Annotated in this window: 15 protein-coding genes; 13 read left to right on the top strand and 2 right to left on the bottom strand. The window is 64.2% G+C overall.

Annotation, left to right across the window (positions count from 1 at the left end):
* Positions 1 to 19: 19 nt before the first annotated feature.
* The 8 genes from ctaD (at position 20) to V1286_RS38455 (ending at position 6,271) form a co-directional block, all read left to right on the top strand.
* A complete protein-coding gene (ctaD, locus tag V1286_RS38420) occupies positions 20 to 1,639 on the top strand; it encodes a cytochrome c oxidase subunit I (RefSeq protein ID WP_334489326.1) in 1,620 nt (539 codons plus the stop codon).
* A 59-nt stretch (positions 1,640 to 1,698) separates the two neighbouring features.
* Positions 1,699 to 2,637, top strand: a complete 939-nt coding sequence (locus V1286_RS38425; protein WP_334489327.1) for a heme o synthase — start codon at positions 1,699 to 1,701, stop codon at positions 2,635 to 2,637.
* A gap of 7 nt (positions 2,638 to 2,644) precedes the next feature.
* Positions 2,645 to 2,809, top strand: coding sequence for a CoxF protein (locus V1286_RS38430; protein ID WP_108522215.1), 165 nt, complete (start codon positions 2,645 to 2,647; stop codon positions 2,807 to 2,809).
* Between the two features lie 50 nt (positions 2,810 to 2,859).
* The gene (locus V1286_RS38435) at positions 2,860 to 3,486 is read left to right on the top strand and encodes a cytochrome c oxidase assembly protein (RefSeq protein WP_417021307.1); all 627 of its coding nucleotides are present in this window, start codon (positions 2,860 to 2,862) and stop codon (positions 3,484 to 3,486) included.
* 105 nt (positions 3,487 to 3,591) lie between these two features.
* Positions 3,592 to 4,482: a cytochrome c oxidase subunit 3 gene (locus V1286_RS38440; RefSeq protein WP_334489331.1), complete on the top strand. Its 891-nt coding sequence runs from the start codon at positions 3,592 to 3,594 to the stop codon at positions 4,480 to 4,482.
* Positions 4,483 to 4,551: 69 nt separating this feature from the next.
* Positions 4,552 to 4,941 carry a DUF983 domain-containing protein gene (locus tag V1286_RS38445; RefSeq protein ID WP_334489332.1) on the top strand — a complete coding sequence of 130 codons (390 nt, stop codon included), beginning with the start codon at positions 4,552 to 4,554 and terminating at the stop codon, positions 4,939 to 4,941.
* On the top strand, positions 4,938 to 5,705 hold the full coding sequence (locus V1286_RS38450) for an SURF1 family protein (protein WP_334489334.1): 768 nt from the start codon (positions 4,938 to 4,940) through the stop codon (positions 5,703 to 5,705). Before V1286_RS38445 ends, V1286_RS38450 begins: the two co-directional genes overlap by 4 nt.
* A 161-nt stretch (positions 5,706 to 5,866) precedes the next feature.
* Positions 5,867 to 6,271 (top strand): nuclear transport factor 2 family protein, encoded by a 405-nt coding sequence (locus V1286_RS38455; RefSeq protein ID WP_334489336.1) that lies wholly within the window; start codon positions 5,867 to 5,869, stop codon positions 6,269 to 6,271.
* Here the strand turns inward: V1286_RS38455 and V1286_RS38460 are convergent.
* Positions 6,259 to 7,596, bottom strand: coding sequence for a histidine kinase (locus V1286_RS38460; protein ID WP_334489338.1), 1,338 nt, complete (start codon positions 7,594 to 7,596; stop codon positions 6,259 to 6,261). The two genes, V1286_RS38455 and V1286_RS38460, sit on opposite strands and share 13 nt — an antisense overlap.
* A 113-nt stretch (positions 7,597 to 7,709) precedes the next feature.
* Here V1286_RS38460 and V1286_RS38465 point away from each other — a divergent pair, with 113 nt between their 5' ends.
* Together V1286_RS38465 and V1286_RS38470 are read left to right on the top strand one after the other, a co-directional pair.
* The gene (locus V1286_RS38465) at positions 7,710 to 8,354 is read left to right on the top strand and encodes a response regulator transcription factor (protein WP_334489339.1); all 645 of its coding nucleotides are present in this window, start codon (positions 7,710 to 7,712) and stop codon (positions 8,352 to 8,354) included.
* 432 nt (positions 8,355 to 8,786) lie between these two features.
* Complete coding sequence (locus V1286_RS38470; RefSeq protein WP_334489340.1) at positions 8,787 to 8,999, top strand: hypothetical protein; 213 nt, start codon at positions 8,787 to 8,789, stop codon at positions 8,997 to 8,999.
* A 60-nt stretch (positions 9,000 to 9,059) separates the two neighbouring features.
* On the opposite strand, the gene V1286_RS38475 is transcribed toward V1286_RS38470, so the two are convergent.
* Entirely contained in the window at positions 9,060 to 9,953 is an 894-nt protein-coding gene (locus V1286_RS38475) for a LysR family transcriptional regulator (protein ID WP_334489341.1), read from the bottom strand.
* Positions 9,954 to 10,185: 232 nt separating this feature from the next.
* On the opposite strand from V1286_RS38475, the gene paoA reads away from it, so the two are divergent.
* From paoA to paoC, 3 genes are read left to right on the top strand one after another with little or no spacing between them, the layout of a single operon-like run.
* The gene (gene paoA / locus V1286_RS38480) at positions 10,186 to 10,839 is read left to right on the top strand and encodes an aldehyde dehydrogenase iron-sulfur subunit PaoA (RefSeq protein WP_334489342.1); all 654 of its coding nucleotides are present in this window, start codon (positions 10,186 to 10,188) and stop codon (positions 10,837 to 10,839) included.
* Positions 10,836 to 11,786, top strand: coding sequence for an FAD binding domain-containing protein (locus tag V1286_RS38485; protein ID WP_334489344.1), 951 nt, complete (start codon positions 10,836 to 10,838; stop codon positions 11,784 to 11,786). Before paoA ends, V1286_RS38485 begins: the two co-directional genes overlap by 4 nt.
* 4 nt (positions 11,787 to 11,790) lie before the next feature.
* Positions 11,791 to 13,995: an aldehyde oxidoreductase molybdenum-binding subunit PaoC gene (gene paoC, locus V1286_RS38490; RefSeq protein ID WP_334489347.1), complete on the top strand. Its 2,205-nt coding sequence runs from the start codon at positions 11,791 to 11,793 to the stop codon at positions 13,993 to 13,995.
* Positions 13,996 to 14,094: the final 99 nt, after the last annotated feature.

Genomic DNA, 14,094 nt, shown 5'->3' on the forward strand with positions numbered 1-14,094 from the left:
TGCAAGGCAGGATTTCAAAATGGCAACGACCGCAGCGACACACCACGATCACGCCCATGATGACCACGCCCATGCCAATCCGACCGGATGGCGGCGCTGGGTCTATTCGACGAACCATAAGGACATCGGCACGATGTACCTTATCTTCGCGATCTTCGCGGGTGTCATCGGTGCGGCGATGTCGATCGCGATCCGCATCGAGCTGATGTATCCCGGCGTCCAGTTCTTCCACGAATCCCACACCTACAATGTGTTCGTGACCTCGCACGGCCTGATCATGATCTTCTTCATGGTGATGCCGGCGATGATCGGCGGCTTCGGCAACTGGTTCGTGCCGCTGATGATCGGCGCGCCGGACATGGCGTTCCCGCGCATGAACAACATTTCGTTCTGGCTGCTGCCGGCCTCCTTCGCGCTGCTCCTGATGTCGACCTTCGTCGAGGGTGAGCCGGGCGCCAATGGCGTCGGCGCGGGCTGGACCATCTACGCGCCATTGTCCACCTCGGGTCATCCGGGGCCGGCGGTGGATTTCGCGATCCTGTCGCTGCATCTGGCCGGCGCCTCCTCGATCCTCGGCGCCATCAACTTCATCACCACGATCTTCAACATGCGCGCGCCGGGCATGACCCTGCACAAGATGCCGTTGTTCGTCTGGTCGATCCTGGTGACGGTGTTCCTGCTGCTGTTGTCGCTGCCGGTGCTCGCCGGCGCCATCACCATGCTGCTCACCGACCGCAATTTCGGCACCACCTTCTTCTCCGCCGACGGCGGCGGCGACCCTTTGCTGTTCCAGCATCTGTTCTGGTTCTTCGGTCATCCCGAAGTGTACATCCTGATCCTGCCCGGCTTCGGCATGATCAGCCAGATCGTCTCGACCTTCTCAAAGAAGCCCGTGTTCGGCTATCTCGGCATGGCCTACGCCATGGTCGCGATCGGCGGCATCGGCTTCGTGGTGTGGGCGCACCACATGTACACCGTCGGCATGTCCTCGGCGACGCAGGCCTATTTCGTCGCCGCCACCATGGTGATCGCGGTGCCGACCGGCGTTAAGATCTTCTCCTGGATCGCCACGATGTGGGGCGGCTCGATCGAGTTCCGCACACCGATGCTGTGGGCGATCGGCTTCATCTTCCTGTTCACGGTCGGCGGCGTCACCGGCGTCGTGCTGGCCAATGCCGGCGTCGACCGCGTGCTGCAGGAAACCTACTACGTGGTTGCGCACTTCCACTACGTGCTGTCGCTTGGCGCCGTGTTCGCGATCTTCGCCGGCTGGTACTACTGGTTCCCGAAAATGTCGGGCTACATGTACTCGGAGACCATCGGCAAGCTGCACTTCTGGTTCACCTTCATCGGCGTGAATCTCGTGTTCTTCCCGCAGCACTTCCTCGGGCTATCAGGCATGCCGCGCCGCTACGTCGACTATCCGGACGCGTTTGCGGGCTGGAACCTGGTGTCGTCGCTTGGTTCCTACGTTTCGGGCTTCGGCGTGCTGATCTTCATCTACGGCGTGGTCGATGCCTTTGCGAAGAAGCGCGTGGCCGAGGCCAATCCGTGGGGCGCCGGCGCCACCACGCTGGAATGGACGCTGCCGTCGCCGCCGCCCTTCCACCAGTTCGAAGTGCTGCCGCGCGTTCAGTAACCGGTCGTTCGCGGCGCGCCGCCGTTGCGCGCCGCGGCTTGAGTGAAGCGAGATAGATCTTGTCGGTAGTCGATCACAACGCCATCGATGCTCTGCCCCGGATTTCCGAGGCGGAGGTCGGTGATTACATCGCGCTGTTGAAGCCGCGGGTGATGTCGCTCGTGATCTTCACCGCGCTGGTCGGCCTCGTGATCGCGCCCGGCCACGTGCACCCCGTGCTGGCGTTCACCGCGATCCTCTGCATCGCGGTCGGGGCCGGCGCTTCGGGCGCGATGAACATGGCCTATGAGGGCGACATCGACGCGTTGATGTCGCGCACCGCCAACCGCCCGATCCCGCGCGGACGCATCACGCAGGGCGAGGCGATGGCGTTCGGCCTGATCCTGGCGTTCTTCTCGGTGCTGACGCTCGGTATCCTCGTCAACTTGCTGGCCGGCGCGCTGCTGGCGTTCACGATCTTCTTCTATGTGGTGGTCTACACCATGTGGCTGAAGCGCTGGACCGCGCAGAACATCGTGATCGGCGGCGCCGCGGGCGCGCTGCCGCCTGTCGTGGCCTGGGCCGCGGCCACCGGCTCGCTGTCGATCGAGCCGCTGCTCCTGTTCCTGATCATCTTCTTCTGGACCCCGCCGCATTTCTGGGCGCTGGCGCTGTTTCGTTCGGACGACTATGCCCGCGCCGGCGTTCCGATGCTGCCCGTGGTCGCCGGACCCGATGCGACGCGGCTGCAGATCCTGCTCTATACCATCGTGCTGGTCGCGATCGCGGCCGCGCCCTGGCCGCTCGGCTATTTTGATGCGGTCTACGGCGTCACCTCGCTGGTGCTCGGTTCCGGCATGATGTGGCTGGCCATCGCGGTCTATCGCCGCCGCGAGGGCAGGGAAGCGCTGCGCGCCACGCGCCGGCTGTTTGCGTTCTCGATCCTGTATCTGTTTGCGCTGTTTGCGACCCTGCTGCTCGAAGTGGTCGTCCGCGCCGTCGTCCCTTTGTTCGGGTAGGGGGCGCATGGACGACAATCGAAAGCCAGATGGAATCGTCCTCACCGAGGCGCAGAAAAGAAGCCGCCGCCAGCGCTCGATCGCGATTGCGCTCGCACTCGGCGTCCTCGTCGTGCTGTTTTTCGCGGTCACCATGGTCAAGGGGCCAGCCGTTCTCGTCCGGCCCATGTGATCTTTGAATGTTAATATTTGAATGTAGTTGAGATGGAAAACAAACCGCAGATGCGCGAGGGAGTGACGGGGAGCGGCAAGACCGCTTCGCGCCGTACGCTCACGCGCGATGCAGCGGTCGCCTCGATCTGCGGCTTCGTGGTGGTGTTCATGGTCGGCGCGTCCTATGCCGCCGTGCCCTTCTACAACTGGTTCTGCCGCGCCACTGGCTTCAACGGTACCACCCAGGTCGCGACCTCGGCGCCATCAGACGCGCCGCTTCAGCGCAAGATCGCGGTGCGGTTCGACGCCAATGTCGGCCCCGGCCTGCCCTGGAAATTCGAGCCCGAGCAGAACGAGATCGAGGTCCGGATCGGCGAGGTCGTCACCGTATTCTATACCGTGACCAACCAGGCCGCGCGCCCCACCACCGGCGTTGCGGCCTACAACGTCGCGCCGCTGACGGTCGGCGCCTATTTCCAGAAGATCAACTGCTTCTGCTTCACCGAACAGACCATGGGCCCGGGCGAGAAGCGCGAGATGCCAGTCGTGTTCTACGTCGATCCGCAGCTTGCGAAAGACAGCGAGAACGACACCCTGAAAACGATCACGCTATCCTACACCTTCTATCCCGTGCGCGATCCGGCGCCGAAGCCGGTCGCGGCCGGCGAAGGCGACAGGCGCAAAGGAAGCCTGTGACGGGAAACTTGTGAACCAGGAATCCCGTATCTAACGGGATTTCGGATTTGAAATTTGAGACGAATATGTGCCGAAGGGAACGGCACATCCAACGGAGAGACCGCAATGGCTACGGCGCACGCGAAGCACCACGACTACCACCTCGTCGATCCGAGCCCGTGGCCGGTCGTAGGCTCGATCTCGGCCTTCATCATGGCGGTGGGTGCGATCACCTGGATGCATCACATGTTCGCCGCGGCGCCGATCATCTTCGGCGTCGGCACCATCGGCGTGCTCTACACCATGGCGAGCTGGTGGGGCGATGTGATCCGCGAAGCCCAGTACAAGGGCGACCACACCCGCGTGGTGCAGATCAGCCACCGCTACGGCATGATCCTGTTCATCGCCTCCGAGGTGATGTTCTTCGTCGCCTGGTTCTGGGCCTTCTTCAATTCCGCGCTGTTCCCCGCCGACGCGGTCCACGCCACCCGCGATGCGGTGTTCGGCTGCGGTCCGGGAACGGCGATGGGCGCCTGCAGCGTGCCGGGCACCTGGCCGCCGAAGGGCATCGAGACCTTCGACCCCTGGCATCTGCCGCTGCTCAACACGCTCTTGCTGCTGACCTCGGGCACGACCGTCACCTGGGCGCATCACGCGCTGCTCGAGGACGACCGTCAGGGCCTGAAATACGGCCTGATCCTCACCGTGCTGCTCGGCGTCGCCTTCACCTGCGTGCAGGCCTATGAATACGCCCACGCCACCTTCCACTTCTCCGGCAACATCTACGGCGCGACCTTCTTCATGGCGACCGGCTTCCACGGTTTCCACGTGCTGGTCGGCACCGTGTTCCTGCTGGTTTGCCTGTTGCGCGCCTATGCCGGCCACTTCACGTCGAAGCAGCATCTCGGCTTCGAGTTCGCCGCCTGGTACTGGCACTTCGTCGACGTGGTGTGGCTGTTCCTGTTCATCTGCATCTACGTCTGGTTCCGCGGTGCGGGACCGGTGGCCGGGCACTGATACAGGCTTGACGTGCTACAAGGGGGGCGGTCGGAAGGACCGCCCCCTTTTTCTTTGCAAAGTGAAGCCATGACAGATAACGCGGCAATCACCGTCACCCAGAGCGTACTCCGCGGCATCGCCTGCCGCTGCCCGCGTTGCGGCAAGGGCAAGCTCTATGCGGGCTTCCTCGACCTGCGCCCGAATTGCGAAGCGTGCGGGCTCGACTACGCCTTCATCGATGCCGGCGATGGGCCTGCGATCTTCATCATCATGCTGGCGGGCGCCATCGTCGTCACCGCGGCCCTGATTGTCGAAGTCAAGTATCAGCCGCCGTTCTGGCTGCATGCGGCGCTGTGGCTGCCGCTGATCATAGCTACCACGCTGTTGCCGCTGCGCTCGATGAAGTCGTTGTTGATCGCGCTGCAGTTCCATCACAAGGCGGCGCCCGGCCGGCTGATCGACCGCGAGCCGAAATGACCGGGCCCTCGTCGCGGCGGCCGGCGGTTACCGGTTTTGCCATCTTCACGCTGCTGATGGTGATGGCCTTTACGGGCCTCGGGATTTGGCAATTGCAGCGCCGGGTCGAAAAGCACGCGCTGATCGCCTTGCTGAACGAGCGGCTCGCCGCCGCGCCCGAGGCGCTGCCGGCGTCGTCGCAATGGAATGCGCTGACGCCGGCCAAAGACGAATTCCGCCGTGTCAGCTTCACCGCCACCTACGCGCCGTTGCCGGACGCGATGGTCTACAGCGCGGGATCCGCGGTCCGTGACGACGTCTCCGGCCCCGGCACCTGGGCCTTCCTGCCGGCGCAGCTCGCCGGTGGCAACACCATCGTGGTCAACACCGGCTTCGTGCAGAACACGATGCAGGACCGCGCCCAGCAGGATCGCGCCGTGAGACGGCTCATCACCGGTGACCCGGTGCAGCTCAGCGGCTACATCCGTTTTCCCGAAAGCGCCGGCGCGCTGACGCCGCCGGAGAGCGTGGCAAAACGGCTCTGGTTCACCCGCGATCATCTCGCTATGTCCCGCGTGCTGGGCTGGGTGGAGGGCGGCAAGGCCGTCGCGCCGTTTTATGTCGATCTGGAAACGCCCGTGCCCGAGAGCGGCATTCCAAAACCCGGCCCGCTCTCCGTGCGTCTCAAGGACGATCACCTGCAATACGCCATCACCTGGTTCACACTGGCGTTTGCAGTCATCATCGCCTTCGGCGTCTGGTGGCGCGCCCAGCGCCGCGCCTGAGTTCCTCCCCGTATTCAACCGGACTAGCTTGTCGGAACGTTTGTTCCTCACAATCGTTTGAGTTCCACGGTGCGTACACGACAAGAGGCCGTTCAATGTCCATTCACGACGATCGCCATACTCCATCACCCGCGTCAGCACTTGGGACCAGGAATAGCGACGTGGATGGGATCGCGGATTTGGCGGATGATTTCGATCAGATAGCTCTGGTGGTCGACTGGCTCGATGCGTGCCGGAAGCGCGACCTGGCGGCGTTGCTTGACCTCTATGCCGACGACGCGAGGCTCGAATGCCAGTGCGGCGGGGGCAAGGTCAGCGAAGGCCGCGCCGAACTCGAATCCTATTGGCGGCCGCGCCTCGATGCGCTCGCACCCACCGCATTCGGGCTGGAGGAAATCACGCCGACCGCCGAGGGCGTCGTGCTCGATTATCTGAGCCATGAAGGCGAGCCGGTCCGTATCGCGTTCACCTTTTCGCGCGACGCCAAGATCCAGCGGGCCGCTTGCGCTCCCACGGGACAGGCGTTGCATCAGGAAGTTGCCAGCGTTGCCGATCAGGTTGGCTGACCGTTAGCCTGTTTCTCGCCTCGCGCATGGGCGGCGGAATCTCCTGCCGGAAGCCGGCAACGCACGCAGGTGCGTCCCTCTTCGCGCAGCAGTTCAAGCGTCCCGCTCAGCGCCCGAACGCGCTCCAGCATTCCCGTCAATCCCCGGCCGAACATCCGGTCCGCCGGAAAGCCGATGCCGTCGTCGGATACTTCCACGATCACCTCGCGGTCGTGGATGTCAGCCGCGACATGCATCGCGTTCGCCCTGGCATGACGAAGCACGTTTGTCACCGCCTCCTGGATCACGCGATAGATTGTCTGTGATAGCAAGCCGTCGACCTCGTTCAGCGTCGTGTCGATCTGCGACGTCACTTTGAGATCCGGCGCCTGTGCCTTCACGTTCTGCAGCAGCGTCTGGATGCTCCTCTCCAGGCCGAGCTCCTGGATGTAGAGCGGCCGCAGCCGGTCGAGGATGCGGCGGTTCGCCTGCTGCAATGTTTCGACCGACTGCACAATGCCCTCGGCGGCGCGCCTCAACTTCGCCTGGCCGGACGGGATGGATTCCAAAAGCGCCACCGTGTTGGCGCGGATCCCGAACAACAGCGGCCCGAGTTCGTCATGAAGCTCGCGCGCCATATCCTGCCGCTCATCGTCCTGCAGCGACACGATCCGGCGCAGCAGGCTGCGGTTATCCTGGCTGAGGCGATTGAGGGTGCGGGCGAGTTCGTTGGCTTCCTGCGCGCTCTTGCGGATCTCGGGCGGGCCGGCGGGAGCAATCGGCTGCTCGTAATCGCCCGATCGCATTCGGGTCAGGCCGTCGCCCAGACTTTGCAGCGGTCGCAATGCGGAACGCGCGGCGAAATGGGCAATGGCCCACGTCAACAGCATCAAAGTAATTCCGGAGCAGACGATCGCCAGAAATCCGATCCACTTCTCGTAGATGTCGGCGGTCATGTCGGGCACAAATACGATGTCGCCGACCTGCCTTCCCTCGATCGTCACCGGGAAGGTGGCTTTGAATTCGGGTAGGGCGAGGAGGCGGACGAACCAGTCAGGCACCGTCCCCAAGGGGGTCTGCACCTCGGCAGCATTAACATCGAGGTCAGTCCCGAGGCGCCGAAACCGGATTGTTGCGGAGGCACCCAGCGGTTGCACGAACGCTTCGAGCGTCGCTTGCGGATTGCTGGAGGTCCGAAGCGCGTCGTTGAGCGCAGCCGCGACCGCCCTGGCCGAGCGAGCAGCCGGTTCGGTTTCCTCCATAAGTTGCGCCGTGGCGAAGATCCGGAGCGAAACGCCCCCGGCCAACAGAGCGGCCACGAACATCAGGCCGAGCAGCAGCAACAACCGCGTTCGAAGAGAAAGCCTGTTCCACATTTCGACTAATATAACTCCCGCAACCCAAGATTTCTCTTTTCAAATATCGCCAACCGCCTATTTAATCTTAAAGGGGATAGATGATGCAGAATTCTACCAGATCGGCAACGAAGGTCCTGATCGTCGACGACCACCCGGTGGTCCTGTCGGGTTGCCGGTTGCTGTTTGCGTCTGACAATTCCGTGAAGATCGACGAGGCCACCGACGCCAAGTCCGGGCATCGCGCCTACATGGCGAAGCGGCCTGACGTCACCGTGATCGATATCAAGCTTCCGGATGTGTCGGGTTTCGAACTGATGCGCCGCATCCGCAAGGACGATCCGGACGCGCGGATCATCATGTTCAGCATGAACGACGATCCGGCGTTTGTGGTTCGCGCCATCGAGATGGGCGCGCAGGGCTATGTCTCGAAGGGTGACGACCCCCGGATGCTGGTGAGGGCCGTCCGCAAGGTGGCCGCGGGAGACAATTTCATTTCACCACAACTGGCGGAAGCGGTGACGTTTTCTGGCGCTTCGATCAAGGCCAATCCGGCGTCGCAAATGACCGCGCGCGAACTGGAAATCCTGCGGCTGCTCGGCCGCGGCGACAAGATCGTCGAAGTCGCCGACGCGCTGGAGATTTCCTACAAGACGGTGGCCAACACCACCTCGCTGCTCAAGCAGAAGCTCGGCGCCAAGAATCATTCGGACCTGATCCGGATCGCGGTGGAGATGGGGCTCGGCTGAGCGCTGTCTGCCGTTCGGTGACCGCTGAACCGGCCGCGCCACGTGGGCGCGACCCGTTCGCGTCGCTGCACTTCGCGTTTGCCCGGGCAATGGGATGGACGAAGGCGAATCCAGCGAAGGCTTAGCGGTAATGGCGATGCTTGTGATGACCGCGGCCCCTGTGCCACCCGTAATGGTGTCCGCGTCCCCGGTGCATGTGTCCGTGGCCGCGCCCATGCTTGACCTCAATCACTCCGCCGTCCTGCGTGGCCGAGGGGGCGATGCCCAGCCGGGCGGAAGCGGATACGGTCATTGCCAGCAGCGCAAGACCAATCAGGCCGACACGTCTCATCCAGTGTCCTTCCGTTCTCAGGCATTGTTATGGCAATTGGCGGGAAAACTTGGCAGCATGCGCCTCGCTGGTCGATGGCAGGAGCGGTGCAGGAGTGGTGAATGGCTGACCCGGATATCGTGGAGATCGCCTGCGCACGGGCGTGGGGTGTCTACCTCCTGATCAACCGCGGCATCGATGAGAATGACGCGCGGCGAGGCAAATTGAGGCATTTTATTCGCAAGCGCTGGGAGGCGGGCGACAACGAGACGGAGTTTTTGGCGGTCGAGGGTCTCAAATATCTCAAGAGACTGGACGGGTCCCCGACCGGCTAGGCGTATGCCGTCGGCGGCCGGAGAGCCGAGCTTATCGTCGGGAAAAAAGGGAAGATGGTGTCAGCCCCGGTAACGCAGCGCCGCGACCAGCACGGCAAAGGCCGGGGTGAGCTGGCGGCGGCTCGGGTAATAGAGATGATAGCCTGGAAACGGCGCGCACCAGTCGGCCAGCACGCGGATCAGGCGGCCGTCGGCAAGGTGCGCCTGCACCTGATCCTCCGGCAGATAGGCGAGGCCGAGCCCGGCCAGCACCGCGTTCATCCGCAGCGTCATGTTGTTGAACACCAGCTGGCCGTCGACCCGGACCTTCAGGGCGCGTCCGCGCTTCTCGAACTCCCAGGCGTAGATCCCGCCATAGGTCGGCAATCGGATATTGATGCAGCTATGGGCCACGAGGTCCTGCGGCCTGGCGGGCTTGGGGTGAAGAGCGAAATAGCCTGATGTGCCGACCACCGCCATGCGGAAATCCGGCCCGATGCGCACCGCGATCATGTCCTTTGCCACCTGCTCGCCGAGGCGAACACCGGCGTCGTAACGCTCCGCGACGATGTCGGTGAAACCGTAGTCGACGTTCACCTCCACCTTGATGTCGGGATATCGCGGCAGCAGTTTTGCCAAAGCAGGCGAGAGGATCGTGACGGCCGAATGTTCGGCGGCGGTGATGCGGATGGTGCCGGCCGGCTTGTCGCGAAGCTCGGTCAGCGCGGAAAGCTCGGCGTCGATCTCTTCCAGCTTCGGCGCCACCGTCCGCAGCAGCCGCTCGCCGGCCTCCGTTGGTGCGACGCTGCGGGTGGTGCGGGTCAACAACCGCAGGCCGAGCCGCTCCTCCAGCCCGCGGATCGTATGAGAGAGCGCGGACTGCGAAACATCGAGCTGCGCCGCCGCCCGGGTGAAGCTTCGCTCCCGCGCAACCACCAGGAAGGCCAGGAGATCGTTGATGTTCTGCCGCGCCATTCATGAATCCATTTCATAAGTATGAGCTGATTGTACCATCTAATCGAAACCCTGTGCAGCCGTTAGCTTGTTAAAGGCCGGCGAGTGCGGTCCTCCACGACAGCTCTTTCAAACGTGAACGCCGGCGAGGAACAGCCAAAACGCGGCGCCGTTACGGATGCTTGAGGCGGACGCCGGTCGCGCCGCACATCGTCCGAACGAGCAGAAAACGACAGCAGAATGGGAACACGACATGCAAGGTCCGAGCGACTTCGATCTATCGCGGCGGAAACTGTTGCTGGGAACCGCCGCATCGGTGGCTTTTAGCGCGGCGTCCCCGATGGCCAAGGCGCAAACACCTGCGGCTCCTGCGCGGGCCGCCGCCGAGGCTGTTTCGATGTCGAAAGTTTCCTTCAGTGTGAATGGCAGGCCGCGCGAAATCGCGCTCGACACGCGAACCACGCTGCTCGATGCGCTGCGCGAACATTTGCATCTCACCGGGACCAAGAAGGGCTGCGATCACGGCCAGTGTGGCGCCTGCACGGTCATCGTTGGCGGACGGCGGATCAATTCCTGCCTGACGCTCGCGGTCATGCATGAGGGCGACGAGATCAAGACAATCGAGGGGCTGGGTACGCCTGAAAACCTGCACCCGATGCAGGCCGCATTCGTAAAACATGACGGCTATCAATGCGGCTATTGCACGCCCGGGCAGATCTGTTCGGCGGTCGCCGTGCTCGACGAGATCAAGGCCGGCATTCCGAGCCATGTCAGCGCCGACCTGAACGCGCCGGCACAACCGACCAATGCCGAACTCCGCGAGCGCATGAGCGGCAACATCTGCCGCTGCGGCGCCTATTCCAACATCGCCGAGGCGATATCAGAAGTGGCCGGGAGGCCCGCATGAGATCATTCACCTACGAGCGCGCCCGCAACCCCGCTGAGGCTGCAGCCTCCGCTATGCGCCAACCGGACGCCAAATTCATTGCCGGCGGCACCAATCTGCTCGACCTGATGAAACTCGAGATCGAGACGCCGGCGCATCTGATCGACGTCAACGGCCTTGCGCTCGACAAGATCGAGCCGACATCCGATGGCGGATTGCGGATCGGCGCGCTGGTGCGCAACACCGATCTCGCTGCTGATAGCCGCGTGCGGCGCGACTATGCCGTGCTGTCGCGCGCGCTGCTCGCGGGCGCCTCCGGCCAGTTGCGCAACAGGGCGACGACCGCGGGCAATCTGCTGCAGCGGACGCGCTGTCCTTATTTCTATGACACCAACCAGCCCTGCAACAAGCGCCGGCCCGGCAGCGGCTGCGCGGCGATCGGCGGGTTCAGCCGCCAGCATGCCGTGGTGGGCGCCAGCGAAGCCTGCATCGCCACCCATCCGAGCGACATGGCGGTGGCCATGCGCGCGCTCGATGCGACGATCGAAACCGTGCGGCCGGACGGCGCGACGCGAACGATCCCGATCGCCGAATTCCACCGCCTGCCCGGCGACACGCCGCATATCGAAACCACACTGCAGCCGGGCGAACTGATTACCACCGTGACGCTGCCAAAACCCGTCGGCGGCAGGCAGGTCTATCGCAAGGTGCGCGATCGCGCCTCTTACGCCTTCGCGCTGGTCTCGGTCGCCGCGATCGTGCAGCGCGACGGCACCGGGCGCATTGCGCTTGGCGGCGTCGCGCACAAGCCGTGGCGCATCGAGGCGGCGGAGGCCCAGATGCCGCGCGGCGCCAGGGCCGTCGCCGCGCAATTGTTCGCCGATGCGAAGCCGACGCGCGAGAACGCATTCAAGCTGTCGCTGGCCGAGCGCACGCTCGGCGCGGTGCTTACCGAAGCGAAGGGCTGACCTCATGAAATTCGATACCCCCGCGACGACCAATCCGATCGACCAGATGAAGGTTGTCGGCCAAGCCTTCAGCCGCATCGATGGTCCGCTCAAGACCACCGGCACGGCGCCCTATGCCTACGAGCGCCACGACGTCGTTTCGAACCCTGCCTATGGCTACGTGGTCGGTTCGGCGATCGCGAAAGGACGGATCGCCGGCATCGACCTCGGCAAGGCCAAGGCCGCGCCCGGCGTGCTCGCGATCGTCACGGCCGACAATGCCGGCAAGCTCGACAAGGGCAGGCTCAACACCGCAAAACTGCTCGGCGGCCCCGAGATCCAGCACTATCACCAGGCCATCGCCGTGGTCGTGGCGGAGACCTTTGAGCAGGCACGCGCCGCGGCGCAGCTCATCCGCGTCGATTACGTCAGGGAGCAGGGCGCGTTCGATCTCGCTTCGTTGCTGGACAAGGCGAAGCCAAATCCTATCACGAACGGTCCCGGCGATACGGCGGTCGGCGACTTCGCCGCTGCGTTTGCGGCTGCGCCGGTCCGGCTCGATGCGCGCTACTCAACGCCCGATGAAGCGCACGCGATGATGGAGCCGCACGCGACGATCGCCGCATGGGAGGGCGACAAGCTCACGCTATGGACCTCCAACCAGATGATCGCCTGGAACAAGGCCGAGATGGCCAAGATCCTGGGCATGCAGGCGGAGAAGGTTCGCCTCGACTCGCCATTCATCGGCGGCGGTTTTGGCGGCAAGCTGTTCCCGCGCGCCGATGCGCTGCTGGCCGCGCTGGGCGCGCGTGCCGCCAAGCGGCCGGTGAAGGTGGCGCTGCAGCGTCCCCTGATGTTCAACAACACCACGCATCGGCCCGCAACAATCCAGCGCATCCGCATCGGCGCGACGCGGGACGGCAAGATCACGGCGATCGGTCATGAAAGCTGGTCGGGCGACCTGCCGGGCGGCAAGGCGGATGGCGCGGTCAGCCAGACGCGGCTGCTCTATGCCGGCGCACACCGCATGACCGCCACGCGGCTCGCGACACTCGATCTGGCCGAAGGCAATGCCATGCGCGCGCCGGGCGAGGCGACGGGCATGATGGCGCTGGAAATCGCCGTCGACGAAATGGCCGAGAAGCTCGGCATGGATCCGATCGAGTTTCGGATCGTCAACGATACCCAGGTCGATCCGGAAAAGCCGGAGCGGCCGTTCTCGCAGCGTCAGCTCGTCGAGTGCCTGCGTACCGGCGCCGAGCGCTTCGGCTGGAGCAAGCGTAACCCGCAGCCGGGCAGGATCCGCGATGGACGCTGGCTGGTCGGCATCGGCGCCGCCGCGGCGTTTCGCAACAATCTGCTGACGAAATCAGCGGCGCGTGTCCGGCTCGACAACAAAGGTGTCGTCACCGTCGAGACCGACATGACCGACATCGGCACCGGCAGCTACACCATCATCGCGCAGACCGCGGCCGAGATGATGGGCGTGCCGCTCGAGAAGGTGAAGGTACGCCTCGGCGACTCGGTCTTCCCGGTGTCGGCCGGCTCCGGCGGGCAATGGGGCGGCAACAACTCCACCGCCGGCGTCTATGCCGCCTGTGTCAAGCTGCGCGAGGCGGTCGCGCAGAAACTCGGCTTCAACTCCGCCGAGGCGGAATTCGCCGATGGCGAGGTGCGCGCGGGCAATCGCAGCGTGCCGCTGGCGCAGGCCGCGGCCGATGGCGGCATCACGGCCGAAGACGAAATCGAGTACGGCGATATCGCCAAGAAGTACCAGCAATCGACTTTCGGCGCGCATTTCGTTGAAGTCGGCGTCGATGCCGCGACCGCCGAGATCCGCGTGCGGCGGATGCTCGCGGTGTGCGCCGCCGGACGCATCCTCAATCCGAAGACGGCCCGCAGCCAGGTGATCGGGGCGATGACCATGGGCGTCGGCGCAGCACTGATGGAAGAACTCGTGGTCGACAAGCGTGCCGGCTTCTTCGTCAACCACGATCTCGCGGGCTACGAAGTGCCTGTTCATGCCGACATCCCGCATCAGGACATGTTCTTCCTCGACGAGACCGATCCGATGTCGTCGCCGATGAAGGCCAAGGGCGTCGCGGAGCTCGGCATCTGCGGCGTGGCGGCAGCCGTTGCCAACGCGGTTTACAACGCGACGGGCGTGCGCGTCCGCGATTATCCGATCACGCTCGACAAGCTCCTGGAACAAATGCCGGACGTGGGTTGAGCGCTGAAACGCGCGCGGCCGCGCGTATCCCGAAGCTCGACGCAAGCGCCTCTAGAGAAAGCATCATGATCACGCGACGACGCCTGCTCGCCACCTCCG

The organism is Bradyrhizobium algeriense, from assembly GCF_036924595.1.
In the GTDB taxonomy this organism is placed as follows: domain Bacteria; phylum Pseudomonadota; class Alphaproteobacteria; order Rhizobiales; family Xanthobacteraceae; genus Bradyrhizobium; species Bradyrhizobium algeriense.